Genomic DNA, 21,473 nt, shown 5'->3' with positions numbered 1-21,473 from the left:
GCAGGCCGTCTGCGACGCCTCCACCTGGCCGGCCAGACACTTCGATCGGAGCGGCAGGATGCGTCCAGGCGAACCTGCGGTCCTATCTGGCTTCGTAGACGGTCCGGCCACCGAGAACGGTCTTCAAGACCTTGACGTCCTTGAGACCCGTCGTCGGCATTGTGAGGACATCGTCGGACAGGACAGCCATATCGGCGTATTTGCCCGGCTCGATCGAGCCTTTGAAAGCATCTTCCCCCATGGGCTTCGCCGCCCAGATGGTCCACATCTCCAGGGCTTCGGTCACCGATGATGCTGCCCAAAGGTAAGGCGTGACGGTGAGCGACCAGTCCTTTTGCGCGACGAAGGTTGGGGTCTGGAGCCTGCTCGGCTCCGACATGTCCGCCGCTCGCACGGACGCGGCCAAGGTGAGTGTCGCCAAGCTCGTGAAAAGCAACGCCGTGCAGCCGCGCAGTGAACCGGGCATGGACATCATGATTCGACCCCGATTCATGCGAAATCGACGCCGATCGCCCACCGGATGGTCGCGTGTCCTGAGCGATCCGCAGTTCACTACAAAATCGCGTTTCGGACACTACTTCCGATAGGCAATATGGCGAGGCAGAGTGACGCAGGGTTGAGTCCCGGCTTCCCGGCGGCCATGGGCTGCGGCGAACGATTCCGCCGGTTCGACGGCCGTCATGTCAGCGGCCGGCTGCTGCTCCTGGCCAGGCGCGCAGCGCCGTGGCGGCGATGGCTTCCAGGACCTCGCGGCCGGCGCCGTCACGCGCCTGGATCGACAGGCCCTGAACGATAGCGGCGTAGAAGGCCGCGAGCGCCTCCGTATCGGTCGCGGGCGCGAGCTCGCCTTCGACCACAGCGCGATCGAACCGCGTCCTGATCCCGGCGATCGTGGCCAATCTCCGTCGGGACAAGTCCGCGACCACCGGGGCGTGCTCGGGTGCGCAGGTCACGGCGCCGCTGGCCAGCATGCAGCCGCGCGGGGCCGGGCCTTCGGAGTAGACCGCCACCGCCTCCCGCAGGATGCGTTCGATCGCCTGCCGCGCCGTCGGCTCCTCGGCCAGCGCCAGGGCGACGAACGACCCATAGGACATGCCGTAGCGGTCCAGAGCCTCCTGATAGAGCCGCTCCTTGCTGCCGAACGCGGTGTAGAGGCTGGGCGGGGTCACGCCCATGGCCGCGGTCAGGTCGGCGATGGAGGTGCCCTCGTAGCCGTGCCGCCAGAACAGCTGCAGCGCCGTCTCGAGCGCCTCGTCGCGGTCGAGTGCACGCGGCCGCCCGCGGGGTCGCCTCTCCGTGCTTTTCATAGCGGTCAATATAAAAATATCTTGACCCGAGCGCAATCTCCTAATTAGCTAGCGATCACTAGTTTAATCGTCGCAAGGAGAAGGCCGTGTCCCGAGCCGCCTTATCGTCCTCAGCCACACGCCGCGCCTACCAGCTCGTTCCGACCGATGGCGGCAGCCGTCTCGACCGGGTCGAGGATGCGGCGCCAGTGCCCGGGCCGGGCGATGTGCTGGTGAGGGTGGAAGCTGCGAGCCTCAACTACCGCGACCTGCTCGTCCGGCGCGGCCAGCTCGGACCCGTGCGTGCCGGGCTGGTCTCGCTCTCCGACGGCGCGGGGCGGGTCGTGGCGACGGGCAGGAGCGTGACGCGCTGGCGCGAAGGAGACCGGGTGGCGCCGATCTTCTATCGCAACTGGGTCACCGGTCCCTATCGCGAGGCGTATGGGCCCTCAGCGCTCGGCGGTGGCGACACCGATGGCGTGCTCGCCGAGCTGATCACGGTTCCCGAAGCCTCGCTGGTGCGCATCCCCGACGCGCTGAGCGCGGAGGAGGCCGCCACCCTGCCATGCGCCGCCCTGACCGCCTGGCAGGCGCTCATGGTCCGCGGCGGCATCGCCGCCGGCGACACGCTTCTGGTTCAGGGAACCGGCGGCGTCGCGCTCTTCGGGCTGCAGATCGCGAATGCCGTCGGGGCGAGGACGATCGTGCTGTCGTCGTCCGACGAGAAGCGCGAGCGCGCCGAGGCGCTCGGCGCCTTCGCGACGGTGAACTACCGCGGCATGCCGGACTGGGACGTCGCGGTGCGCGAACTGACCGGCGGGCTCGGCGTCTCGCACATCCTCGAGCTCGGCGGGCCGGACACCTTCGACCGCTCGCTGCGCGCGCTCGCGGCCTGGGGGCACATCGCCCAGATCGGTGTCTTCACCGGCTTCGGGCCGCGCTCGAACCTCATTCGCCTTCAGCTGATCAACGGCACCATCGACGGCATCAATGTCGGGTCGGCCGAGCAGTTCGAGGCAATGAACGCCTTCCTCGTCGAACACCGCATCAGGCCGGTCATCGACAGGAGCTTCGCCTTCGACGAGGCGGAGGCCGCCTATGACGAACTCACGAGCGGCCGCCATTTCGGCAAGCTCGTCATCCGCCTCTGAGGCCAGGGACATCGCCGGGGCGCGGCCTCCGGGCTCCGGCAGGCGCAGGCTCCGAGGGAGGAGACATCGATGATAAGGCCCGATGCCACGTTCGGCGGCAGCTTCCCGTACGCACCGCATTTCAGCGATGCTCCCGGCTGTCGGATGCACTATGTCGACGAGGGGGCCCGCGGGGCAGAGGTCGTTCTCTGCCTGCATGGCGAGCCGACCTGGGGCTATCTGTTTCGCCATCTGGTTCCCGTACTGAGCGCAACGCACCGGGTCGTCGTTCCGGACCATATGGGCTTCGGCAAGAGCGATACGCCGCCGGATCGGTCGTACTGGCTGCAGGATCACATCGACAATCTGGAGCGCTTCGTTCTCGCGCTCGATCTCGACGCCATCACCCTCGTCATGCACGACTTCGGAGGCCCCGTCGGCATGGGGCTCGCCGCCCGGCAACCCGCCCGCATTCACCGCGTGATCTCGACAAACGGGCCGACCCCGTTCGGCCAGGCCGACCTCCTCGAACGGGTGACGGCGAATGCCGCCATGTCGCCGTGGTTCCGGTGGATCGCCAAGGCGGAAGCCGACGGCAGCCTCGAGCCGGTCCTCGGCCAGCTCGGCTTCAACATCCTGAGCACGCTCAAGCTCAACGGCTTCGAAGACAACACGCTGATCACGGAGACGTGGCTCGACGCCTATGGATCGCCTTTCGCGAGCCCCGCCGATTGCCTCGGCGCGATCGGCTGGGCCAGGGGCTTCGCCACGGGCGCGCACCGGTTCGAGACGCCGGACGCGGCCACGGCCCGGACCATCCGCTCCAGACCCGCCATCGCCCTATGGGGCGAGGCGGACCGAACGCTCCACGCCGAGCATTTCCTGCCGCTCTTCACCCAGCTGTTTCCGTCCGCGCCGGTGCGGCGTCTGGCCGGCGTCGGTCACTACTGCCTCGAGGACGCCCCAGACGAGATCGGCAGGCTGATCGTGGACTTCATCCGGCAGAGCTGAAGCGACGATCCCTGGTCAGGCAATGGCGAACAGACCAAGGTCCGAGCCGCGATCGAGCGCTCTCAAAACCGGGCCAGATGGCGGTCTATCGCATCCTGCAGATGGTACCAGCCACTGACGATGGGCAGGAACCACGGGCGGCCGTCATAAAGCGGCACTGGAATCTCCGGGAAGGCAGGATCGTCGAAGGCGCTGCTGCGATTCTGCTTCCCGAGCAGCTTCAGCGCCGACTGGTGGCCGAGATAGGTCATCAGCGCGACGCCGTTGCCGTTGCAGCCGACGGCGAAGTCGATGCCGCCGAGCCTGCCCATATGCGCGATCTTGTCGGCCGTCATGCCGACCTTGCCGCTCCAGCAATGCGTCACCTTGTAGCGCGCGAGCTGCGGCCAGACCTTCAGCATCATGGCGTGAAGGCGGGGCGCCGCTTCGCGCTCCGGCAGGGTGAACATGCCGGGCCGGCTGCCGAACAGGATGCGCGTCCCGTCCGGCGAGGGCCGCGTGTAGATCAGCTCGCGCCTGGAATCGGTGATCATGCGCCGGCCCGGATTGATCTCGGCCATCAGCTCCGGCGGCAGCGGCTCTGTCGCGATCTGGTAGCTGCGCACGGCGACGATGCGCTTGTGCAGGAAGCCGCTCGCTCCGTCGCTGTAGCCATTGGTGCCGAAGAAGACGTGGCGCGCGCGAACAGTGCCGCGGCCGGTCTGCACGTCGTGAAGGCCGTCTGCGAGCGAATTGACCCGGAGGACCGGAGCATGCGAGCGCAGCTTCGCCCCGCTGGCCTGCGCGAGGCGGCGCAAGGCGCGATGATACTTCGCCGGATGCAGGCCGCCGTAATCGTCGATGACGATGCCGCCATGGTAGAAGTCCGTCCTGGTGATCTCGTGCTGCCGCGATTTTGGAATCTCGTGGACGGTGACCCCGGTGTGCTTGGCCAGCAACTCGCCGTGACGGCGCAGCCGATCGTAGTGGCGGGGGACATGGGCGCCGAAATAGCGGCCGAAGACGCCGAGATCGGCATCGAGTTCCTTCTCGCGGATCAGGGCCTTGAGGTGCTCGTAAGAGGAGAGCGAGTCCTCCAGAAGCCGCTCCATGCGAGCGGCATCAACCCCCCTGACGGCGCCGCCGATGACCAGCTTCTGGCCGCTGGAGACCATGCCGCCCGAGCGTGTCGAGGCCCCGGCGCCGAGTTCCTCCGCATCGACGACCGTGACGTCGACGCCGTTGCGCGCCAGTTCGGCCGCTGCCGAGAGGCCGCAATAGCCGGAGCCGACGACCAGGACATCGGTCTCCTCCGGCAGCGGCTCGCGCGCGGTTTCCGGCGGAGCCGCGTCCCACCAATAGGGATCGGTGGTGAAGTTCGGCGCCAGGGCGCCGGGCGATTCAGCCATGGACGGCCTCTCCGAAGGATCTGATGCTGGACAGGAAGGCACGGGTGCGCTCGTGCCGGGGGGCACCGAAGAGGGCATCCGGCGGCCCCTCCTCGACGATCCGTCCCTCGGCCATGAACACGACGCGATCGGCGACCTCGCGGGCGAAGCCCATCTCGTGGGTGACCACGACCATGGTCGTGCCCTCGCGGGCGAGGTCCTTCATCACGTCGAGGACGCTGCCGATCGTCTCGGGATCGAGCGCCGAGGTCGGCTCGTCGAAGAGGATCGCCTTCGGCCGCATGGCGAGCGCACGGACGATGGCGACGCGCTGCTGCTGCCCGCCGGACAGGGCGGAGGGATAATCCAGAGCCTTGTGGGCGAGGCCGACGCGGGTCAGCAGCGCGCGCGCCTCCTCCTCCGCCTTCGCGCGCGGGATGCCGCGGCGGCGCTCCGGCGTGATCGTCATGTTGCGCAGCACGGTCAGGTGCGGGAACAGCGCATAGTCCTGGAAGACCATGCCGACCTCGGTCCGCATCCGCTGCCAGGCACGCTCGTGGTGAATGTCGACCGGGCTGCCGGCGACGTGCAGCATGCCTTCGTCCGGCCGGACGAGGCCGTTGATGCAGCGGATCAGCGTGCTCTTGCCGGAGCCGCTCGGCCCGATCAGCACCACGACGCTGCCGGCCTCGACATCGAGGTCGATGCCGTGCAGCGCCTGATGCGTGCCGAAGCGCTTGGCGATGCCGCGCAGGCTGATCAGCGGCGCGGCGCTCATGCGGCGAGCTCCCGGATCGCATGCTTCAGCCCCTCGCGTGCCGTCTGCAGGTCGCTGCGCCTGCGCGCGAGTGCAGCGCGGCGACTTTCGAGCCGCGACTGCGCCGCCTCCACCGTCCGCGCGACCGCATCCGGCGCCGGTCCGCCGGGCATGAGGCGCGCCGCGACGCTCGCGGCGGGATCCAGGCTCTCGCGGATACGGCCGGCAGGCAGGCCAAGCGGGCGGCCAAGCTGGTGGCTGGCTGCCGCATCGACCATCTCCGTGGTGATGCCGTCGGCCGCGAGGCCGGCATCCATTGCCGCGCGCACCACGCCGCCGACGACGTGATGTGCCTCGCGGAAGGAGAGGTCGGCCTCCCGCACCATCAGATCTGCGAGATCGGTCGCGGTGGCGAAGTCCTCGGTGACGCGGCGCTTCATCAGCGCCGTATTCGGTCTGGCCGTGGCGATGATCAGGTCGAACAGCGAGAGGCAGCGCAGAGCCTCCTCGCCCGCCTCCCAGACGCCGCGCATCCCTTCGCGGTTGCCGTCGATGGTGTTGGTGAAATGCGTCGCCTTCACCGCGGTCGCGGAAGCGACATAGAGCCCGAGCAGATGGCCGGCCTTGCCCTTGAGATGTTCGAGCACCACCGGATTCTTCTTCTGCGGCATGATGCTCGACGTTCCGGTCACGCGGTCCGGGAATTCGATCGTCTGGAACTCGTGCGAGACCATCACGTGGTAGTCCTGCGCGACGCGGCTCCAGCCCAGAGCGATCTGCGTGAGCGCCGACAGGATCTCGAGCCCGAAATCCCGGGTCGCGACGGCGTCGAGCGCATTTTCCACCAGCCCCTCGAAGCCGAGCGACCGCGCGACCGCGCCGCGGTCGATCGCGAAGGTGGTGCCGGCGAGGGCGCCTGCGCCGAGCGGACTGATGTTGGTGCGCACCCAAGCATCCGCGAGACGGCCATGGTCGCGTTCGAGCGACTGCGCGACGCCGGCGAGATAGAAGCCGTAGGTGACGGGCTGCGCCGGCTGGAGATGGGTGTAGCCCGGCATCACCACGTCGCGGAAGCGGAAGGCGCCGTCGAGCGCGTGCTCCTCGACCGAGAGCAGCGCCTGGCTCGCATCGAGCAGCAGGTCGCGGGCGCGCAGCCGGTCGATCGCTGCGGTCAGGTCGTTCCGGCTGCGGGCGATATGCATCCGGCCGCCGGCCTCGGTGCCGATCAGCTTGATCAGATGCGCTTCGAAATTGAAGTAGGAATCCTCGCGCTGCGGGTCGAGCTCGACGGCTTCGGCCCCCTCCGCCTCCATGCGCAGGAGCCCGGCGGCCAGCGCTTTCGCAGCCTGCGGGGAGATCAGCCCGCAGCGAGACAGCATCAGGACATGCGCCTGGTTGAGGTCGCTCATATAGTCGAAGACCGTGCGGAAATCCCGCGCGAGCCGCGGCGCGTAGATGTGTTCGCAGACCTCTTCGGCGACCTTTTCGGTCAGGCGGCGGCTGACTTTCGATTCCATGACGGCGTCCCCAGTATCCAGGCGGGTTTGTGAGAGATCAGGGCAATTGGGCGGCCGGCTCGGCCGCGGAGATCGCCTTCGGACGAGCTTGCGCGCGGTCGCGCCTCAGCCGGCGCTCAAGCCAGCGGCCGAACCAGCTCAGCGTCGAACAGATGACGAAGTAGGTGAGGAGCACCGCGGCATAGACGGTGAAGGCCGGATTCCAGCCCTCCATCATCGTGGTGCGCTCGACGATGATCTGCCCCACCTTGAAGAACTCGTTGACCCCGACGAGCGCACCGAGCGAGGTCGCCTGCACCAGCAGCGTCAGCAGCCCGACGAAGGGGGGCAGGATCGCGCGCAGCGCCTGCGGGCCGGCGATGAAGAGATAGATCTCCCAGGTCTTCAGCCCGAGCGCCGCGGCGCTCTGCCATTGATGCCGCGGCACCGAATTGAAGCCGCCGCGCACGATCTCGATGCCGTTGGCGCTGCCCCAGACCGAAAGCCCCACCGTCACGGCCGCGAAGGGCGAGAGCTCCAGTCCGAACAGCGGCGCCACGAAGAACACGAAGAAGATGTTCACGATCAGCGGAATGTCGCGGAAGAGCTCGACATAGACCTTCACCGCAACGCGCAGCCAGCCGAACCGCAGCGTCGCCAGCGTGCCGAGCAGGAAGGAGACGATCGTCGCGAAGAACAGCGTTGCCAGCGCCAGGCCCAGCGTCATGGCAAGGCCTTGCAGGATGAAGGGAAGGTTGCGGATCAGCAGGTCCATCTCGCCCGCCTCACAGCCTGAACGGGGCGTTGAGCCGGTATTCCAGCCGGCTCGCGAGGAATGAGAGAGTGAGGACTAGCAGGAGGTAGATCACGCAGATCGCGGCGAACATCTCGATGGTGCGGAAATCCATCGAGATCCGGTCGATCGCGACATAGGTCAGCTCGGCGAGGCCGATCGCCTGCAGATAGGAGGAATTCTTCAGGAGCGAGATCGAGGTGTTGAGCATCGACGGCAGGCCGACGCGGATCGCCATCGGCGCGGCGACGAGGCGGAAGAAGCGCCAGGGCGACAGGCCGAGCGAGAAGGCGGCCTCGCGCAGGCCCTTGCCCACGGTCTCGAGCCCGCCGCGGACGTTCTCGATCTGGTAGGCGCCGGCCCAGAGCGTGAGGCAGAGCACGCCCGACCAGAACAGCGAGAGCCTGAGGCCCAGGCCCGGCAGGCCGTAGAAGATGAAGAAGAGCTGGGCGAGCAGCGGCGTGTTGCGGATGAACTCGACATAGCCGACGACGAGCTTGTCGAGCACCGGCACCTGCAATACGCGCACCGCCGCTCCGAGCACTCCGACGAGGATGGAGAGCACGATCGACAGCGCGCTGACCTGTACCGTCAGCCACAGGCCGCGCATCAGCGCCGGCCATTGCGCTGTGAGATAGGCGAAGTCGAACTCCATGGCACGCGCTCCTCTCGCTGCCAGGCTTCCGGGTTGCCGGGAGCTCGGATCGCTCCCGGCGCCTGCCTTCCGTTCAGCGCGCGGCCGGCTTCGGCTTGGTGAAGGCGTCGACGTAGAACGGCCGGATATCGGCAGGGATCCACTTGTCGACCCATTTGGCGTAGAGGCCCTCGGCCTTCATGCGGTCGAGCGCGGCATCGACATAGGCGAGCCATTCGGGCTCGTTCTTGCGCACGCCTACCGCGGCGTCCGAGACGGCGAAGGATTCGCCGACGAGGCGCAGGCTCGGATCCTTGGCAGCGATGACGACGAGCGTCGCGGCATCATGGGTATAGGCGTCGCCACGGCCCTGCTTCAGCGCCTGAAGCGCGTCGGAGGCCGTGTTGAGCCGCATGCCCTCCAGCTTGGGCATGTTGTCCTCGAACCATTTCGCCTGGGTCGAGCCCTTGAGCATGATCACGGTCTTGCCCGCGACATCGTCGAGCTTCCTGATCGGGCTGTCCTTGGCGACGAGCATGTCCGAGCCGCCCCAGCGATAAGGCCTGGAAAAATCGATCACGCGGGCGCGCTCGGGCGTCACGCCGAGCGTGGCGATCAGGATGTCGACCTTCTTGCCGGCCAGTTGCGGGATGCGGTTCTCGGCCGTGACGCAGGTGAGCTCGACCTTGTCCGGCGAGCCGAAGGCCCAGGCGGCGATCTGGACCGCCATGTCGGTCTCGACGCCGGCGAACTTGCCGGTTTCGTCCTTGTAGCCATAGGGCGGCTGGTCGCAGCGCACCCCGGCCTTCAGGACACCTGCCGATTTGATCGCCTCCGGCAGCGGGGGCAGGTTCTGGGCCTGGGCTGCGACCGAGAACATGAAGGCGCCGGCTGCGACCGCCGAGAGCGCCGACGGGCGCGAGATGCAAGTGGTCATCCGTTTTCCCTCTTCTGTTGGACCGATGGCTCGGTTCTCTGCGGTGAAGGGCCGGTCGTTGCCGGCTGCGCGAGCGCCTCTTCGGAGGCGGTCTGGTTCCGGGGCCTTGCGGCCGGGTCGATGTCGCCGGGGTCGCGAAGGCCCGAGCCCGTGAGCACGATCACGGCATGGCGGCCGGCCATCGCCCCGCCCTGCGCCAGCGCCGCGAGCGCCGCCAGGGCCGAGGCCGCAGACAGCTCGGCCCAGAGCCCGCAGGCAGCGAGACGCCGTTGCGCCGCCCGGGCCGCCTCATCGGCAACCGGAACAGCGCGGCCGGCGCTCGCCCGCAGCGCCTCGACGGCCTGCCATGTCACCGTGCTGCCCGCGATCGAAGCCTGCGCGGTCTCGCCCGCGAACTGCTCGCGGTAATCGGCGCCGGCGAGCACGCGCCCGAGGCGTGGAAACGGCTCGGCCGCGACCAGCATCGGCAGGTGTTCGCCGATCTCCTCGAAGCCGAGGCGGATGCCGGACAGGAGATCTCCGCGCGAACAGGGCACGACGACGAGATCGGGCATCGTTCCCGACGCCAGCTCGGCTGCGATCGTCTTATAGCCTTCGATGCCGAACGGGTTGGTGCCGATGGCCGGCAGCTTGTAGTTCGTCGCCGCGAAGGCCCCTTCTTCGACGCGCTTCGCGAGATGCTGCCAGCGAGCCATGCTGTCGGCGACGCTGACGAGGCTCGCGCCATGGGCCGTGATGGCGCTGCGGTAGACCCGCGGCAGCGCATCGGTCACAGCGATCTCTGCGGCAAGTCCGGCGCGTGCGGCATAGGCCGCCACCGAGAGGCCGCCATTGCCGCTCGACGCCGCCACCATGCGCGCCGCACCGCGATCGAGCGCGCGCGCAATCAGCTGCGCGCTCATGCGATCCTTGTGCGATCCTGTCGGATTGCACCATTCGAGCTTGGCGGACAGCCCGCCGAGCTGCAGCTCGCTCGCCAAGTCGGGCAGCGGCACCAGCGGCGTTGCGCCTTCCCCCAACGACGGCGCATCCGGATAGGGAAGCGAGATGCCGCGCGCGCCGGGCGCATAGGTCAGCCGCAGATTGGAGGCATGTCCCTCGGCCGCGCAGCGCGGGCAACCCGCCTCGTATTCCGCCACCGGCCAAGTCTCGGTGCAGCGCAGGCAGGCCATGCCGCTGAGGCGGGACGTCACAGCGGTGCTCGGGCGCGTCGACATGGGCAAAAGTATTGTCTTGGCTACCCATCTGGTCAAATCTCAGTTTTTCGATCTTCTATTCACCAGTGATATGAGAGTGGCTATGAATCTCCGACAGGTGGACGCGTTCCGGGCCATCATCCTGCATGGTTCGATGACGGCGGCAGCCCAGGAATTGCGGACCTCGCAGCCCAGCATCAGCCGGCTGATGGCCGAACTCGAGGCGGACATCGGATTCACGCTGTTCGAGCGGAAAGCCGGACGGATTCGTCCGACACAGGAGGGCCTGGCGTTCTACCGCGAGGTCGAACGCAGCTATATCGGCCTGGAAACCCTCTCCTACGCCGCTCGCGACATCCGCACCTTCGGCACGGGCCGCCTGCGCATCGCCGCGATACCGGTGATGGCGCTCGGGTTCATGCCGCGCTGCATCCGTCGCTTCAAGGAGCGCTTCCCGGACGTCAGCGTCTCGTTGCAGATGGGCGGTGACGGCACGGTGACGCGCTGGATGTCGTCATCGAGTTGCGATATCGGGTTTATCGCAAACATGATCGATAGTCCGCTCGTCGATCATCGCTCGCTCTACATGCTCCCGGGCGTCTGCGCGCTTCCGCCGGGGCACCGGCTTACGGGATGTCGCCGCATCACACCCGAGGATCTGGAAGGCGAGGCGTTCATCTCGCTGTCGCTGGCGGATGGTGCGCGGACGCGTATCGATCGCATCTTCCAGGATGCCGGCGTGCAGCGTCGTCTGGCACTGGAAACGCCGTTCAGCGCAGGCGTCTGCGCGCTTGTCGAGCAGGGACTCGGCATCGGCATCGTCAATCCGATCGCCGCCGAGGATCATCGCCGCAGCGCGGTCACCTTCCGCCCTTTCGAGCCGGAGGTGATGTTCCATGGCCACGCGATCTTTCCGAGCCACTACCGCGCCGATCCGCTCGTCGACGGCTTTCTCGCCGTGGTCCGCGAAGAGCTCGCAGGGTAAGAGGCGACGCCGCGCAATGCGGGGGCCGGCAAGAGAAAGGCCGGAATGGCGACGCCGCCATCCATCACGGCCAGACAGGCGCGCCTTCCAGCCCCGCGGTTTCCGGCAGGCCGCAGATCAGGTTGGCATTCTGCACCGCCTGGCCCGCCGCGCCCTTGCCGAGATTGTCGACCACGCCCAGCGCGATCACCAGGTTGCGCTCGGGATCGGCCGCATAGCTGACGAATGCGAGGTTCGAGCCGGTCGCCCATTTGGTCTGCGGCGGCTTGTCGGTCACGCGGACGAAGGAGCGCCCGGCATAGAAGCGCCGGGCTGCGTCCAGGCACTGCTCCGTGGTGGCGCGGCCGCGGCAGTAGATGGTGGCGAGGATGCCGCGGGTCATCGGCACCAGATGCGGCGTGAACACCAGCCCGGCCGCGCTGCCGCCGCTCAGCCGCTCGATCGTCCTGGCGATCTCGGGCATGTGGGTGTGCCTGAGCAGGCCGTAGGGCACGAGGTTCTCGTTGCTCTCGGCATAGCCGAATTTGCTGTCGCCGCCCCGGCCGGCCCCGGAGATGCCCGTCTTGACGTCGATGACGATGTTGCCGGGCTCGATCAGCTTGTCGGCCAGCAGCGGCGCCAGCGGTGTCAGCGCCGCAGCGGGGAAGCAGCCGGGGTTGGCGACGCGGGTCTGGCCCTCGATCTGAGCCGGCCAGATATCGGCCAGGCCATAAGCCCAGCCCTCGACATAGCGGTGGTCGCCGCCGATATCGACGATCTTCACGTCCTCGGGCACGTGTGCCAGTGCCTCGGCCGAGGCGCCCGTGGGCAGCGAGGCGAACAGCACGTCGAGCTTCGGCAGGGTCGCAGGGTCCCATTTCGCGATCACCAGTCCGGCGAGCTTGGCCGGCACGCCCGGGAAGCGGTCGACCAGCCGGCTGCCGGCGCTGCTCTCGCCCGCGGCGTAGACGAGCTCGAAGGACGGATGGCTCGCGACCAGGCGCATGGCCTCGCCGCCGCCAAAACCGCTGATGCCGACAATGCCGACGCGAATGCTCATGGTGGTCTCCTCTGGGTTCGGGCAAAAGAAAACCCCCGGAGCCGAGGGCTGCGGGGGTTCAGGAAGGCGGGCCGGGCCGCTCCGGGGGTGGGGCCTACAGTGAGGCGGTCACCACGCGGAAGGACGCTGATCGACGCGCAGCCCGAAGAGCCGCCGCTTGCGTGATGCGGCGTCGGCGTCGGTCGAAAAGGGGCTGGTTCCTGAACATGCCCCGCGACACTGTCGCCAACCAGTTTCAGCGTCAAGCCGGATGTGGCGAGGCGGCCTGCCCATTGACTTGCCGAAGATGGAGCTTGCCCGCGTGCGAGATGCCCCGTCGCGGCGCCGAAGCGCCATCGAAACCGCCCCGGCTGGAGTTGGTTGGCCTCGGGAGAGGAGATGATCAGAAGGCGCCAATCGCCGCGGATCGCTGCTGTCCGGCAAGCGAATTCAGCAGCCGGGCCGCGCGGACGGTGCGTGGATGCCTTGCCTAGTTCTCGGCCATCAGCACGGCGCGAAGCCGAAGCAGCTCATCGCAGACCACTTCCAGCTCCTGCACCGCAAATCCCTTGCGGAGGGTGGGAATGTGCTCGCCGAGCCTCGCGCCCAGGACACCGTTGAAGCTGATCCAGCCATCAGGAGAGACGACGAGGCCGTTCTGCTCCTCGAAGGAGGCATTCCACGCGACCGCTTCAGCCTGCGTCAATCCGACAGGGAGCTCCAGCTCGACCGTTCTCCCGGCCAGCCTGACGGGATAGCCGCCGGGGAGGCCGTTCGGGCCGGGCGCATGTCCGCGCCAGGGGCGGCCGCTCGCCATGGCGAGCAGCATCGGAACGCCGCTCGCACCGGAGATCTCGATGACGGGCTCGGGCGTGAGCTGGATATCGGCGAAGCGCGCGTAGACATCGCCGACCTCCGCGCCGTCCAGCCAGACGCGCGGCGGCCTTCCGCCCCGTTCCTCCGGACGCCGGCGCCAGGCGGCGAGATTCTGGTAATGGGCGAGAACCCCGACCTCGGCGCCCGGCGGGGTGGCCGCGGAGCCGGCGAAGACGTTGGAGAGGATCGCGACGTTCCCCATGCCGCAGGCGACGTCATGACCGAGCGCCGTGACGATGCCGTTGACGACATCGGGGAAGCTGCAATTGACCAACGTCACGGCTTTGCCGCTGCGGGTGATCGCAGCCGCGACGCGGGCGCTGATCAGCGCCTGGAAGACCGCCGTCGCACTGAGGCCGCCTTCGGCCACGAGGCGCGTCCAGGCATCGCCGCTCTGCGCGATCACCTGCGAGGTCTGGATCGAGGCCGCCTGCACGACGATGCCAGGGTCGGTCGCGGCGAGCAGGGCATCGGATGCGTCGGGCTCGAGAAGATCGATGGCGTGCGTCGTGAAGCGCGCCTTCCTGCCGAACAGCGCGGCACGAGCATTCGCGGCGGTCCGCAGCCAACCCAGGCGCTCGCGGTTGCGTCCGGCGATGATGACCTCGACGGGCTCGTCGGCCGTCGCGGCGATGTCGAAGGCAATGCGGGCGGCGAAGCCCCCGGTACCCGAGATCAGGATGTCGCACCCGGCCATGTCAGCCCTTCGTCGCGCTGGCGGCCCGATCCCAGCAGTCATCGAGCCGGGACGAGAGCTTGTGCTTCATGATGCGCTGGCTCGCCGTGCGCTCGAAATCGTCGACGACGGCGATGTAGCGGGGGTTCTGATAGGGGGCGAGGCGCTGGCCGAGCCAGCCGGACAGCGCCTGCGGATCGATGACGGCGCCGCCGCGCGGCTTGACGAAGAGCTTGATGTCCTGCTCGCCGACATCGGCCGCGACGCCGATCATCGCGCAATCCTCGACCGTCTCGTGCTCGGCGGCGACATGCTCGACCTCCCAGGCCGAGACGTTCTCGCCCCGGCAGCGCACGCTGTCGGTCATCCGGCCATGAAAGTAGAGATTGCCGTCGGCGTCGAACGAGCCGAGATCGCCGGTGTGGAAGCCATCCTCGCGCAGGGCCTTCGCGGTCGCCTCGGGATTGTCGAGATAGCCGGGGAAGATCGCGCCCTGGATGGCCGTCTCGATCACGATCTCGCCGCGCTCGCCGGTGGCGACGGGCCGGCCATCGCCATCGAGCAGCTTGACCGTGAACCAGGGCAGCGGCCGGCCGACGGAGCCCAGCACCCCGGCCACATTGCAGGTCGTGAGGCTGGAAGCCTCGGTCATGCCGTAGCATTCGCGGATCGCGATGCCGAAACGGTCGGCGAACTGCGGCCAGATGTCGGTCGGGCAGCCCCCGCCCCAGGCGATGCGCACGCCATGCTCGCGATCACGCGGCGACGGCGGCTGCTTCAGCAGGATCTGCAGGATGCCGCCGAGATAGTGGATATGGCTCGCGCCTTCCTCCCGGACCTGATCCCAGAAGCGGCTGGCGCTGAACCGCTCGACCATGGCGAGCGTGACGCCCCTGATCATCGGCAGCGGCAGCAGCTGGGCGCCGCCGACATGATAGAGCGGCTCCCAGACGAAGAAGACGTCCGATGCCCGCGCATCGGACAACAGTGCGACGCTCTCCGCCGCGAGCCGAAGCATGCGGTGCGAGACGATCACGCCCTTCGGCCGTCCGGTCGTTCCGGACGTGTACATGATCGCGAAGACGGCGTCGGCCGGTGGCGCAGGTTCTTCGAAGCGCCCGGCGCCGGCGAGGACGGCGTCGAGTTCTCCGCCGGGCGCGTGGACGAGCAGCGGCAGCTCCGCCCCGGAGGCCATCGCCTCGGCGATCTGCGGCACCAGCTCGGCATCGGCGACGAGAAGGCGCGGCTGCGAATGCGTCAGCAGGTAACGCAGCCCCTCGCCGCGTTGCTGCGCGTTGACCGGCACCCAGGCGACGCCGGCGCGCGCGAGCCCGAAGACCACGGCGATTGCGGCGATCGAATTGCGCATCATCACCGCCACGCGCTCGCCGGCCGTGATGCCACGTGCTCTCAGATGAGCGGCCATGGCGGCGGAGCGCCGCTCGATCTCGGCATAGGTCACGGGCTCGCCGCAGAAGCGGGCATAGAGGCGCTCCGGCTCGGCTGCGGCGCGCGCTGTCAGAAGGCTCACGAAGCCACCGTCGTCAGGGGTCGTCATGGTCGCTGGTCGGTCAGGAGGAGGAGCGGAAGCGTTCCGCGACGAGCAGCATCGCCGTCACCACGGCGAAGACGACGACGGAGACGGCCGCCAGCGTCGGGTTGAGCTGCAGGATCATGTCGTCCCACATCTGCTTCGGCAGCGTGGTCTTGATGCCGCCGGACACGAAGATCGCGATGGTCAGCTCGTCGAAGGAGGTGATGAAGGCGAAGAGGAAGGCGGCGACGAGCCCGCCCTTGACCAGCGGAATGGTGACGCCGGTCAGCGTCCGCAGCCGGTTGGCGCCGAGCGTCGCCGCCGCCTGGTCGAGGCGCTGGTCATAGGTCTTGAGCACGGCGGCGATGGTGACCAGGGTGAAGGGGATCGCCAGCACGGTATGGCCGATGACGAGGCCGAGATCGGTGGCGATCAGGCCCAGCCGCGCGAACAGGTAGAACAGCCCGACGGCGATGACGATGCGCGGCACGATCATCGGCGCGAGGAAGAAGGCGAAGATCAGCCCGGCCCAGCGCGTCCGGCTGTTGGCCAGCGCCAGAGCCGCGAAGCCGCCGATCGCGGTGGCGGCGAAGGCCGTGACGAAGGCGACCGCGAAGGAGCGGATCGTCGCCTGGATCCAGAGCGGCGAGCCGAAATAGGTCTGGAACCAGCCCAGGCCGTAGCCCGGCGGCGGGAACTCCAGGAACTGCGAGGAGGTGAAGGCGAGCGGGACCACGAGCAGGGTCGGCAGCACCAGGAAGGCGATGACCAGCCAGCAGAAGCCGGGCAGCAGCAGCGCGCAGACGCGCTTGCCGAGCAGCGCGCGGGTGAGGGCGCCGAGCCTGGCCGCCGCGGTGGCGACGGCGCCGAGGAGCGCCAGGCCGAGGTCGCGGATGCGCCCGGTTGCGACCTGCGCGGAACCGCCGGCGATCGTCGAGAGCCCAAAAAGCCTGTCGTAGATCACGCAGGAGAGGAGGGCGGCGGCGAGCATCATCGCCGACAAGGCGCCGGCGAAGGACCAGTTCAGCAGCTCCTGCACCTGCGTGATGATCAACTGCGCCAGCATCGTCTGCTGGCGTCCGCCGAGGAAGGCGGGGACGATGAAGAAGCCGAGCGAGGAGATGAAGACGAGCAGGCCCGCAGCGGCCACCCCCGGCAGCGAGAGCTTGAAATAGACCAGCCAGAAGGCGCGTGCCGGTGCGGCGCCGAGCGTCTGCGCCGCCTGGACGAGGCGGCGGTCGATGCCGGTCATCACCGGCAGCATGGTCATCACCGCGAGCGGCACCATGGCGTGGACCATGCCGACCATGACGCCGAACTCGTTGTGCAGGAGCGGCAGCGGCTGCTCGACCATGCCGGAGCCGGTCGCCAGGGAATTGATGATGCCGCTGCGGCCGAGCACGATCATCCAGGCGAAGGTCTTGACGAGATAGCTCGTCCAGAACGGCACCATGACGAAGAGCAGCATGCGCCCGCGGAACATGTCGGGCAGGCGCGCCAGCCAGTAGGCCAGGGGGTAGCCGATCAGCAGCGACCAGAGCGCCGTCCAGCCGGCGATGCGGAAGGTGATGCCGAGCACGCGCAGATAGACGTCGGTCGCGGCGATGCGCTGATAGGCTCCGGTCGAGAAGGCCTTGCTCTCGGGGTCGACGATGCTCAGGCCGAGCAGCTGCGCCACCGGATAGAGGAAGAACACCGCCAGGAAGAGCAGGCCGGGGACCGCCAGCCAGAGCGCGCCGAAGCGCAGCCTGCTCCGGCGTGCCGGTGCGCTGCCGAGGGAGATCGTGCTCATGCGACCAGCACCGCCTTGTCGCGCGGCCAGCCGGCGATGATGGCCTCGTCGATCGCGGGCACGGCGTCGTCCGGCCCCAGGCGCAGCACGAGCTGGCTGCCGTCGTCGAGCGCGGCGATGATCCGCGTCTCCGAGCCGGCATAGACGATCTCGCTGACACGCCCGGTCACCGCATTGCCGTCGCGTGCGCCGAGATGCAGGTTCTCCGGCCGGATGACGAGGGCGGCCTCGCTGCTCTGGCAACGGGCACCGCTCGGCAGGGCAAAGCGCCCATGCGCCGTCTCGATCGCGCCATTGCCGTCCCAGCGGCCGCGGAAGATGTTGGAGATGCCGATGAAGTCGGCGGCGAAGGCGGTGCGCGGCCGTTCGTAGATCTCGCGCGGCGTGCCGAGCTGCTCGATCCTGGCATGGTTCATCAGGCAGATGCGGTCGGACATGGCGAGCGCCTCCTCCTGGTCATGGGTGACGTAGACGATCGTCGCGCCGCTCTCGCGGTGCAGCCGCTTGATCTCGATCTGCATGTGCTCGCGCAGCTTCTTGTCGAGAGCGCCGAGCGGCTCGTCCATCAGGATGATCGAGGGCTGGTAGACGAAGCAGCGCGCCAGCGCGACGCGCTGCTGCTGGCCGCCGGACAATTCGCGCGGGAAGCGTGCGGAGAGATGGCCGAGATGGACCATCTCCAGCGCGGCCGCGACGCGCTGTGCGATCTCTGCGCCGGGGCGGCCGCGCATCTTGAGCGGAAAGGCGATGTTCTCCGCCACCGTCAAATGCGGAAACAGAGCATAGTGCTGGAAGACGAGGCCGATATCGCGCTGATGGACCGGCGTGTTCGACTGATCGCGCCCGTCGATCACCACCCGTCCCTCGCTGGCTTCGACCAGCCCGCAGATCAGCTGCAGCAGCGTCGTCTTGCCGGAGCCCGACGGCCCCAGCAAGGTCAGGAACTCGCCCGCGGCGACGCTGAGCGAGCTCGGCTCGAGGGCCGTGGTCGCGCCATAGCGCTTGCACAGGCCTTCGATGACGAGCTTGGCCGTGTTCGGCTCGGCGGTCATCCCGATGCTCGTCGGCATGGCGTCAGGTCAGGAGCCAGGCGTTGAAGCGTTCGGTGACCTTGGCGCGGTTGGCGCTCCACCAATCCTCGTTGGCGATCGCCATCTGCTTCAGGTTCTCCGGCGAGGTCGGCAGCACCTTGGCGCGCTCGGCGGGGATCGTCTGGTAGGCGTCGAGATTGGTCGGGCCATAGGCCAGGGCGTCGGTGAAGCTGGCCTGCGCCTTCGGATCCGAGCAGAAGCGGATGAACTGGCGGGCGACGTCCGCCTTCGGTCCGCCCCTGGGCAGCCCCCAGCCCTCGATCGAATAGAGGCCCTGGTTCCAGACGATCCTGGCCGGCGTGCCGCCGTCGATCGCGGCTTGCAGGCGCGCATTCCAGCCCGGCAGCATGTCGACCTCGCCGCTCTGCAGCAGCTGCGTCGACTGGGCGCCGCCGGTCCACCAGACCGCGACATGCGGCTTGATCTTGTCGAGCACCTTGAAGGCGCGGTCGACATCGAGCGGATAGAGCTTGTCGAGGGGCACGCCGTCGGCCAGCAGTGCCTGCTCGAGCGTGTCGATCGGGTTCTTGCGCAGCGCGCGGCGGCCGGGAAATTTCTCGACATTGAAGAAATCGGCCCAGCTCGCCGGGGCGTTCTTAACCCGGTCGGTGCGGTAGGCGAAGATCGTCGAATAGACGTCCGTGCCCATGAATTCCGGCGAGATCGCCTGCGGCATCAGCTTGGGCACATCGGCATGTGCGAAACCGATCGGGTCGAGCAGACCCTGCCCCTTGAGGATGTCGCGGGCCGAGAGCGTCAGCGTGCAGACGTCCCAGGTGTAGGATTTTGTCTCGACCATCGCCTTGAACTGCGCGGTGGGCTCGGCCTCGCGGGCGACGTTGACGACCTTGTTGCCGGTCGCCTTTTCGAAGGGGTCATAGAAGGCCTTGCGGAAGGCCGGGCCGAACGGGCCGCCGGGATCGGCGACCGTGATCTGGGTCGCAGCGTTCGCGCCACCGATCAGGCGAGGCGCGGCGATCACGCCGGCGGCGGCACTGCCGGCGAGCTGCAGCATCGTGCGGCGGGTCGGCTCCTTCGGTCTGCTCGTCATCGTCGTCTCCCCTTTCAAGCGGTTTTCCGCATTTCCCCTGGGTGATCAGATCGTCAGGCGCTCTTGCGCGCGGCGCGAGCGGCCAGGAACTGCTCCATCATCCGCGCCGGCTCGCCGGTGCCGTAGGCTTCGCGCTGGTTGCGGATGCCGGCGGCGAGGCATTCGCGGAAGCTCTCCTCGGTGACCTCGCGGAAGCGGGCCTTGTTGAGGCGCATGGCGACCGGCGGCTTGCCCGCCAGCTCCTCGGCCAGGGCGAGAGCTGCCGCCATCACCTTCTCCTTCGGCACGATCCGGTTGATCAGGCCGATGCGGAAGCATTCGTCGGCGTCCATCATCCGCCCGGTCAGGGTGAGGTCGATCGTCCGGGCGAGGCCGATCATCTCGCGCATGATCCAGGGGCCGGTGACCGAGGCGATGCCGGAATTGATCTCGGGCTGGCCCATGGTGACGCCGTCATGGCCGATGCGCAGATCGCAGAGCAGCGCGACCTGGAAGGCCGAGCCGGCCGCGACACCGTTCAGCGCCGCGATGATCGGCTTCGAGAGCGAGCGGATGCGATCGTAGAGCCGCTCCCATTCGCCCATCCACAATTCCGCCCGGTCGGGATCGAAGGTCTTGGTTTCGTTGAGGTCCTGGCCGGCGCCGAAGGCGCGGTCGCCGGCGCCGGTCAGAATGATGGCGCGCACGGCCTCGTTTGCTTCCAGCTCGTCGAGTCCTGCGACGAGCCTGGCCCGCATCGGCGCGTTCCAGGCGTTGAGGATCTGCGGGCGGTTGAGGGTCAAGATGCCGATCGCGCCGCGCACTTCGACCAGAACAGAATCCTGCATACCGCCCTCCGATGAGATATTATTGCAATGCGATAATTTCTATTGAATAATCTGCGCGAAAGCCTCGGCTTGTCAAGGCTGCCGGCCACGGCCATTGATCGCGCCAGGAGAACGGGCCCGATGACGACGCCAGAACCGAGACGGAACGGCCGCAAGCAGGCGGCCACGGCAGGCGAGGAGGCCGTGCGCAAGGACGATGCGCTGATGGTCAATTCGGTCGAGAAGGCCTTCCGGGTGCTGTCGGCCTTCGGCCGTCAGCATCAGACGCTCAACCTGTCGCAGGTCGCCTCCGAGACGGGGATGGACGTCAGCGCCGCGCAGCGCTTCACCCACACGCTCACCAGGCTCGGCTATCTGCGCAAGGACGCGCAGACCAAGCGCTTCGAGCTCACCGCGAAGACGCTGGACCTCGGCTATCATTTCGTGCGCAGCAGCCGTCTGCTCGACCGGGCGATGCCCTATCTCATGCATCTCAGCAAGGAGACGGAGGAGACGGTCAATCTCACCGTGCGCGAGGGGACCGAGATCATCTTCGTCTCACGCTTCCTCAGCCGCCATGTGCTGAACACCGACGTCATCATCGGCACGCGGATGCCGGCCTATTGCACCGCTCCCGGTATCGCCATGCTGTCGCGCCTGCCCGAAGAGGAGGCGATGGCAATCATCGACGCCTCCGATCTCAAGGCCCACACCCCCTCGACGACCTGGCAACGCGAGGCGTTGCGCGAGAAGCTGCGCCTCTCGGCGGCCCAGGGCTACGCCACCGCCTTCGAGGAGGTCTATCTCGGCGACGCCTCGATCGCGGCTGCGATCGTCGATCATCACGGCCGCCCGGAAGCCGCCGTGAACATCGCCATGTCGACCTCGCGCTACAGCCATGCCGAGGTCGTGTCGCGCTTTTCCTCCCTCGTCATCGCGACCGCCCACGCCATTTCGCGGGTCTGAACCGCGAGCGAGAGGCGCTTGACAGGTCGAATGCCGTCTTATCAATATTCGAGAATTGTTATCGCATTAAG

General features: G+C 67.9%; 20 protein-coding genes. 4 read left to right on the top strand and 16 right to left on the bottom strand.

All coding sequences use genetic code 11. The features are described from left to right. Window positions 1-82: 82 nt before the first annotated feature. Entirely contained in the window at window positions 83-475 is a 393-nt protein-coding gene (locus tag CS1GBM4_RS17635; RefSeq protein WP_186420046.1) for an amidohydrolase family protein, read from the bottom strand. 208 nt (window positions 476-683) lie between these two features. After that, window positions 684-1,307 (bottom strand): TetR/AcrR family transcriptional regulator, encoded by a 624-nt coding sequence (locus CS1GBM4_RS17630; RefSeq protein ID WP_186420247.1) that lies wholly within the window; start codon window positions 1,305-1,307, stop codon window positions 684-686. An 86-nt stretch (window positions 1,308-1,393) separates the two neighbouring features. Here CS1GBM4_RS17630 and CS1GBM4_RS17625 point away from each other — a divergent pair, with 86 nt between their 5' ends. Both CS1GBM4_RS17625 and CS1GBM4_RS17620 read left to right on the top strand, forming a co-directional pair. Further along, entirely contained in the window at window positions 1,394-2,437 is a 1,044-nt protein-coding gene (locus CS1GBM4_RS17625) for an NAD(P)-dependent alcohol dehydrogenase (RefSeq protein WP_186420045.1), read from the top strand. 69 nt (window positions 2,438-2,506) lie between these two features. After that, window positions 2,507-3,427, top strand: coding sequence for an alpha/beta fold hydrolase (locus CS1GBM4_RS17620; RefSeq protein ID WP_186420044.1), 921 nt, complete (start codon window positions 2,507-2,509; stop codon window positions 3,425-3,427). A 62-nt stretch (window positions 3,428-3,489) separates the two neighbouring features. Here the strand turns inward: CS1GBM4_RS17620 and CS1GBM4_RS17615 are convergent, their stop codons facing one another. The 7 genes from CS1GBM4_RS17615 to CS1GBM4_RS17585 form a co-directional block, all read right to left on the bottom strand. Next, window positions 3,490-4,815, bottom strand: a complete 1,326-nt coding sequence (locus CS1GBM4_RS17615; RefSeq protein WP_186420043.1) for an FAD-binding oxidoreductase — start codon at window positions 4,813-4,815, stop codon at window positions 3,490-3,492. Beyond that, window positions 4,808-5,572: an amino acid ABC transporter ATP-binding protein gene (locus CS1GBM4_RS17610; protein ID WP_280177732.1), complete on the bottom strand. Its 765-nt coding sequence runs from the start codon at window positions 5,570-5,572 to the stop codon at window positions 4,808-4,810. The genes CS1GBM4_RS17615 and CS1GBM4_RS17610 overlap by 8 nt, the downstream gene beginning before the upstream one ends. Then, window positions 5,569-7,068: an argininosuccinate lyase gene (gene argH, locus CS1GBM4_RS17605; protein WP_186420042.1), complete on the bottom strand. Its 1,500-nt coding sequence runs from the start codon at window positions 7,066-7,068 to the stop codon at window positions 5,569-5,571. Before argH ends, CS1GBM4_RS17610 begins: the two co-directional genes overlap by 4 nt. A 37-nt stretch (window positions 7,069-7,105) precedes the next feature. Further along, window positions 7,106-7,822, bottom strand: a complete 717-nt coding sequence (locus CS1GBM4_RS17600) for an amino acid ABC transporter permease (RefSeq protein WP_186420041.1) — start codon at window positions 7,820-7,822, stop codon at window positions 7,106-7,108. A 10-nt stretch (window positions 7,823-7,832) separates the two neighbouring features. Then, complete coding sequence (locus tag CS1GBM4_RS17595) at window positions 7,833-8,495, bottom strand: amino acid ABC transporter permease (RefSeq protein ID WP_186420040.1); 663 nt, start codon at window positions 8,493-8,495, stop codon at window positions 7,833-7,835. A 73-nt stretch (window positions 8,496-8,568) separates the two neighbouring features. Beyond that, entirely contained in the window at window positions 8,569-9,411 is an 843-nt protein-coding gene (locus CS1GBM4_RS17590; protein WP_186420039.1) for a transporter substrate-binding domain-containing protein, read from the bottom strand. Further along, window positions 9,408-10,550 carry a pyridoxal-phosphate dependent enzyme gene (locus CS1GBM4_RS17585; protein ID WP_210201594.1) on the bottom strand — a complete coding sequence of 381 codons (1,143 nt, stop codon included), beginning with the start codon at window positions 10,548-10,550 and terminating at the stop codon, window positions 9,408-9,410. Before CS1GBM4_RS17585 ends, CS1GBM4_RS17590 begins: the two co-directional genes overlap by 4 nt. A 31-nt stretch (window positions 10,551-10,581) precedes the next feature. Between CS1GBM4_RS17585 and CS1GBM4_RS17580 the strand changes: the two genes are divergently transcribed. Then, window positions 10,582-11,592, top strand: coding sequence for a LysR substrate-binding domain-containing protein (locus tag CS1GBM4_RS17580; RefSeq protein ID WP_210201593.1), 1,011 nt, complete (start codon window positions 10,582-10,584; stop codon window positions 11,590-11,592). A 64-nt stretch (window positions 11,593-11,656) separates the two neighbouring features. On the opposite strand, the gene argC is transcribed toward CS1GBM4_RS17580, so the two are convergent. The 7 genes from argC to CS1GBM4_RS17545 form a co-directional block, all read right to left on the bottom strand. Next, on the bottom strand, window positions 11,657-12,631 hold the full coding sequence (gene argC / locus CS1GBM4_RS17575) for an N-acetyl-gamma-glutamyl-phosphate reductase (protein ID WP_186420037.1): 975 nt from the start codon (window positions 12,629-12,631) through the stop codon (window positions 11,657-11,659). Window positions 12,632-13,100: 469 nt separating this feature from the next. Further along, window positions 13,101-14,183, bottom strand: a complete 1,083-nt coding sequence (locus CS1GBM4_RS17570) for a hypothetical protein (RefSeq protein WP_186420036.1) — start codon at window positions 14,181-14,183, stop codon at window positions 13,101-13,103. A gap of 1 nt (window position 14,184) precedes the next feature. Continuing rightward, window positions 14,185-15,693, bottom strand: coding sequence for an AMP-binding protein (locus CS1GBM4_RS17565; protein WP_348522332.1), 1,509 nt, complete (start codon window positions 15,691-15,693; stop codon window positions 14,185-14,187). Between the two features lie 40 nt (window positions 15,694-15,733). Then, a complete protein-coding gene (locus tag CS1GBM4_RS17560) occupies window positions 15,734-17,488 on the bottom strand; it encodes an ABC transporter permease subunit (protein WP_186420034.1) in 1,755 nt (584 codons plus the stop codon). Next, window positions 17,485-18,540 (bottom strand): ABC transporter ATP-binding protein, encoded by a 1,056-nt coding sequence (locus tag CS1GBM4_RS17555; protein ID WP_186420033.1) that lies wholly within the window; start codon window positions 18,538-18,540, stop codon window positions 17,485-17,487. The genes CS1GBM4_RS17560 and CS1GBM4_RS17555 overlap by 4 nt, the downstream gene beginning before the upstream one ends. A 22-nt stretch (window positions 18,541-18,562) precedes the next feature. After that, window positions 18,563-19,630, bottom strand: a complete 1,068-nt coding sequence (locus CS1GBM4_RS17550) for an ABC transporter substrate-binding protein (protein WP_186420032.1) — start codon at window positions 19,628-19,630, stop codon at window positions 18,563-18,565. Window positions 19,631-19,683: 53 nt separating this feature from the next. Continuing rightward, entirely contained in the window at window positions 19,684-20,457 is a 774-nt protein-coding gene (locus CS1GBM4_RS17545) for an enoyl-CoA hydratase/isomerase family protein (protein ID WP_186420031.1), read from the bottom strand. 120 nt (window positions 20,458-20,577) lie between these two features. Between CS1GBM4_RS17545 and CS1GBM4_RS17540 the strand changes: the two genes are divergently transcribed. Continuing rightward, the gene (locus CS1GBM4_RS17540) at window positions 20,578-21,402 is read left to right on the top strand and encodes an IclR family transcriptional regulator (RefSeq protein WP_244607288.1); all 825 of its coding nucleotides are present in this window, start codon (window positions 20,578-20,580) and stop codon (window positions 21,400-21,402) included. The last annotated feature ends 71 nt before the right edge of the window (window positions 21,403-21,473 follow it).

Source organism: Allobosea sp. CS1GBMeth4 (assembly GCF_900185715.1).
Taxonomy (GTDB): Bacteria; Pseudomonadota; Alphaproteobacteria; order Rhizobiales; family Beijerinckiaceae; genus Allobosea.
This window is presented reverse-complemented; position numbering and strand designations above follow the sequence as displayed.

Excerpts from the sequence above, each read along its gene's own strand:
- CS1GBM4_RS17540 (WP_244607288.1), top strand. The coding sequence starts at position 20,578 with ATGACGACGCCAGAACCGAGACGGAACGGCCGCAAGCAGGCGGCCACG.
- CS1GBM4_RS17560 (WP_186420034.1), bottom strand. The coding sequence starts at position 17,488 with ATGAGCACGATCTCCCTCGGCAGCGCACCGGCACGCCGGAGCAGGCTG.
- argH (WP_186420042.1), bottom strand. The coding sequence starts at position 7,068 with ATGGAATCGAAAGTCAGCCGCCGCCTGACCGAAAAGGTCGCCGAAGAG.
- CS1GBM4_RS17620 (WP_186420044.1), top strand. The coding sequence starts at position 2,507 with ATGATAAGGCCCGATGCCACGTTCGGCGGCAGCTTCCCGTACGCACCG.
- CS1GBM4_RS17580 (WP_210201593.1), top strand. The coding sequence starts at position 10,582 with ATGCCGCTGAGGCGGGACGTCACAGCGGTGCTCGGGCGCGTCGACATG.
- CS1GBM4_RS17590 (WP_186420039.1), bottom strand. The coding sequence starts at position 9,411 with ATGACCACTTGCATCTCGCGCCCGTCGGCGCTCTCGGCGGTCGCAGCC.
- CS1GBM4_RS17545 (WP_186420031.1), bottom strand. The coding sequence starts at position 20,457 with ATGCAGGATTCTGTTCTGGTCGAAGTGCGCGGCGCGATCGGCATCTTG.
- CS1GBM4_RS17550 (WP_186420032.1), bottom strand. The coding sequence starts at position 19,630 with ATGACGAGCAGACCGAAGGAGCCGACCCGCCGCACGATGCTGCAGCTC.
- CS1GBM4_RS17600 (WP_186420041.1), bottom strand. The coding sequence starts at position 7,822 with ATGGACCTGCTGATCCGCAACCTTCCCTTCATCCTGCAAGGCCTTGCC.
- CS1GBM4_RS17610 (WP_280177732.1), bottom strand. The coding sequence starts at position 5,572 with ATGAGCGCCGCGCCGCTGATCAGCCTGCGCGGCATCGCCAAGCGCTTC.
- CS1GBM4_RS17630 (WP_186420247.1), bottom strand. The coding sequence starts at position 1,307 with ATGAAAAGCACGGAGAGGCGACCCCGCGGGCGGCCGCGTGCACTCGAC.
- argC (WP_186420037.1), bottom strand. The coding sequence starts at position 12,631 with ATGAGCATTCGCGTCGGCATTGTCGGCATCAGCGGTTTTGGCGGCGGC.
- CS1GBM4_RS17615 (WP_186420043.1), bottom strand. The coding sequence starts at position 4,815 with ATGGCTGAATCGCCCGGCGCCCTGGCGCCGAACTTCACCACCGATCCC.
- CS1GBM4_RS17555 (WP_186420033.1), bottom strand. The coding sequence starts at position 18,540 with ATGACCGCCGAGCCGAACACGGCCAAGCTCGTCATCGAAGGCCTGTGC.
- CS1GBM4_RS17635 (WP_186420046.1), bottom strand. The coding sequence starts at position 475 with ATGATGTCCATGCCCGGTTCACTGCGCGGCTGCACGGCGTTGCTTTTC.
- CS1GBM4_RS17595 (WP_186420040.1), bottom strand. The coding sequence starts at position 8,495 with ATGGAGTTCGACTTCGCCTATCTCACAGCGCAATGGCCGGCGCTGATG.
- CS1GBM4_RS17570 (WP_186420036.1), bottom strand. The coding sequence starts at position 14,183 with ATGGCCGGGTGCGACATCCTGATCTCGGGTACCGGGGGCTTCGCCGCC.